At 63.6% G+C, this 3,335-nt stretch carries 3 protein-coding genes; 1 reads left to right on the top strand and 2 read right to left on the bottom strand.

Annotation, left to right across the window (positions count from 1 at the left end; all coding sequences use genetic code 11):
- Together EN991_RS28760 and EN991_RS28755 are read right to left on the bottom strand one after the other, a co-directional pair.
- Positions 1-205 (bottom strand): hypothetical protein (locus tag EN991_RS28760; protein WP_127370013.1); only part of this gene is annotated, 205 nt, incomplete at its 3' end.
- Positions 206-520: 315 nt separating this feature from the next.
- Positions 521-2,017, bottom strand: a complete 1,497-nt coding sequence (locus EN991_RS28755) for a CoA-acylating methylmalonate-semialdehyde dehydrogenase (protein WP_013529086.1) — start codon at positions 2,015-2,017, stop codon at positions 521-523.
- 217 nt (positions 2,018-2,234) lie between these two features.
- Here EN991_RS28755 and EN991_RS28750 point away from each other — a divergent pair, with 217 nt between their 5' ends.
- Positions 2,235-3,116: a LysR family transcriptional regulator gene (locus tag EN991_RS28750; protein WP_013529085.1), complete on the top strand. Its 882-nt coding sequence runs from the start codon at positions 2,235-2,237 to the stop codon at positions 3,114-3,116.
- Positions 3,117-3,335: the final 219 nt, after the last annotated feature.

Here is a 3,335-nt window from a genome sequence, read left to right as displayed (position 1 = left end):
GGATCGTCCAGGTGCCCTGGTCGGAGACGAATATCTCAAGAATGACGCTCGGGTTGACCAGGCCGCGCGCAGCCTCGCTTTCGTGGAATTTTTCCCCGAGCGCTTTGATCATATCCGCACGGGCTGCGCATTGCTCCGCCATCGCCGGGACGGCGGCAAACGCGGAAACCGCCGCGAAAAATAGCGTTGCCACAAGACGGGTCATCTGACACCTCCTTGCGCCAGACGATGTCCCCGAAGCTGTCGCCAGCGCCGTTGCTTGATCTGCCGTACCTCCTTGCGGCAGGACTGCAAACCAAGACGGCAGATGCCCACTTGGTTCCATCACATTAGCGTTCACGCAGATAGGGTCGTCACCGGACTGCAAAAAAGCCCGGGCGCGAGCGCCCGGGCCTCAAATTCAAAATCAATCTGTTGTCCGGTCAGTTCATCGTCGGGATGACGAATTCGGCACCGTCCTTGATGCCTGCCCGCGCGACCGCAGCCGAAGGCGAGGACGCGCAACCAGGAAATCGTCCGGTCAGTTCATCGTCGGGATGACGAATTCGGCACCGTCCTTGATCCCGGACGGCCAGCGCGAGGTCACCGTCTTGGTCTTGGTGTAGAAACGGAACGCGTCCGGGCCGTGCTGGTTGAGGTCGCCGAAGGAAGACGCCTTCCAACCGCCGAAGGTGTAGTAGGCGATCGGCACCGGGATCGGCACATTGATGCCGACCATGCCGACCTGGACACGGCTTGCGAAATCGCGCGCGGCATCGCCGTCACGGGTGAAGATGGCGACGCCATTGCCCATCTCGTGGTCGTTGGCGAGCTTGATCGCGCTCTCATAGGTCGGCGCGCGCACAACCGACAGCACCGGCCCAAAGATCTCTTCCTTGTAGATGCGCATGTCCGCGGTGACGTTGTCGAACAGGCAGCCGCCCATATAGTAGCCGTCTTCATAGCCCTGCATGGAGAAGCCGCGGCCGTCGACGACCAGCTTGGCGCCTTCCTTGACGCCGGTGTCGACATAGCCCTTGACCCGCTCCAGGGCTTGGCGCGTCACCAGCGGGCCGAAATCGGCGGAAGAGTCGGTCGAAGGACCGACCTTCAGGCTTTCGACGCGCGGGATCAGCTTTTCCATCAGCCGGTTGGCGGTGTCGTTGCCGACCGGGACGGCAACCGAGATCGCCATGCAGCGTTCGCCGGCCGAGCCGTAGCCGGCGCCGATCAGCGCGTCGACCGTCTGGTCCATGTCGGCATCGGGCATGATGATCATGTGGTTCTTGGCGCCGCCGAAGCACTGCACGCGCTTGCCGGCGGCCGTGCCGCGCGAATAGATGTAGTGGGCGATCGGCGTCGAGCCGACAAAGCCGATGGCCTTGATGTCGGGATCGTCGAGGATGGCGTCGACCACGTCCTTGTCGCCATTGACGACATTGAGGATGCCCGCCGGCAGGCCAGCTTCGAGGAACAGTTCGGCGATGCGCATCGGCACGCCCGGATCGCGCTCCGAAGGCTTCAGGATGAAGGCGTTGCCGCAGGCGATGGCCGGCGCGATCTTCCACAGCGGGATCATTGCCGGGAAGTTGAACGGTGTGATGCCGGCGACGACGCCGAGCGGCTGGCGCATCGAATAGACGTCGATGCCGGGGCCGGCGCCGTCGGTGAATTCACCCTTCATCATGTGCGGCGCGCCGATGCAGACTTCGACCACTTCGAGGCCGCGCTGGATGTCGCCCTTGGCGTCGGCGATCGTCTTGCCGTGCTCGCGCGCCAGGATGTCGGCCAGTTCGTCATAGTCGCGGGCGACCAGTTCGAGAAACTTCATCAGCACGCGCACGCGACGCTGCGGGTTGGTTGCGGCCCATTTCGGCTGCGCAGCCTTGGCGTTCTCCACCGCAGCGCGCAGTTCCGCCTGTGATGCCAGCGCCACCGTGCCGCGCACGGAGCCATCCATCGGCTGCATGACATCCTGCTTGCGGCCGCTGGTCCCGGCGACATGCTTGCCGCCGATGAAATGACCATAATCGATCATGATTTCTCTCCCTTGTTTGTGATGCTGCATTGTCCGCCTTTGGCCGGCGGATGGCAACGCGACGGAGAACGCAACCGTTGTGCGGAAAGTAGATAGCGGTTGACGGACGAGCATCAATTCTCGCAAATGCGGAGACCCGTCTGATAGCAGCAGGGATTGAGAGATTGAGTTCCCACCACAGGACGCGGCGTCAGCGATTGTCATCTGGACCATCCCCATGAACTGGGATGACGTCCGCATCTTCCTTGCCGTGGCGCGTGCCGGCCAGATCCTTGGCGCCGCCAAACGGCTGGAGCTCAACCACGCCACCGTCTCACGCCGCATCGCCGCACTCGAGGATGCGCTGCGGACAAAGCTGTTTCGCCGGCTGACCACCGGCAGCGAGCTGACTCCCGCCGGCGAGCGCTTCCTCGACATTGCCGAGCGCATGGAGGGCGACATGATCGCCGCGCGCTCGACCATATCAGGCGAAGGCGACGATGTTTCCGGCACGGTGCGCATCGGCGCCCCGGACGGTTTTGGCGTTGCCTTCCTGGCCAAGCGCCTTGGCGCGCTGACCGCCCTGCACCGCGAGCTGACGATCCAGCTGGTGCCGGTGCCGCGCTCCTTCTCCCTGTCGCGCCGCGAGGCGGACATCGCCATCACTGTCGAGCGGCCGACCGAAGGCCGGCTGGTGGCGGGAAAGCTGGTCGACTATTCGCTCGGCCTGTTTGCCTCGCGCGCTTATGTCGATGCCAATGGTCTGCCCAAAACAGCGGCCGAACTCGGCCAGCACACCCTTATCGGCTATGTGCCGGATCTCATTGTCAGCCCTTCGCTCGACTACGCGGCCGAATTCAGCGCGGACTGGCGCACCAGTTTCGCCATCTCCTCGGCGCTCGGCCAGGCCGAAGCAGTGCGCTCGGGCGCCGGCATCGGCATCCTGCACACCTTCGTCGCCCGCTCGATGCCGGAATTGGTGCCGGTCGATGTAGTCGCGCCGATCCGCCGCGCCTACTGGCTGGTCTATCACGAATCGGTCAGGCCGCTGCGCCGCGTTCAGATCGTCGCCAGCTTCATCACCAAGATGGTGGAGCGGGAGCGGAACCTGTTCGTCTGAGGCATGTCGCCCAAAACTGATCTCGGTTTTGGGCGAACGACATGCATAAACTAAGACGCTAAAGCGCATCGCATGAATCCGATCAAACGCGATACGCTTTGGCCGTGCCGCCTTTTCCTTGCCACAAAACCGGCCAGTGTGGCATCAGGCGTGCGGTCGCCGGCCACGGGCAGGTCGCCGGGTGGGGAACCTTTCAGAAAGCTGGCGCGGATAGACATG

This window comes from Mesorhizobium sp. M7A.F.Ca.US.005.03.2.1 (assembly GCF_003997795.1).
Classification (GTDB): Bacteria; Pseudomonadota; Alphaproteobacteria; order Rhizobiales; family Rhizobiaceae; genus Mesorhizobium; species Mesorhizobium ciceri.
This window is presented reverse-complemented; position numbering and strand designations above follow the sequence as displayed.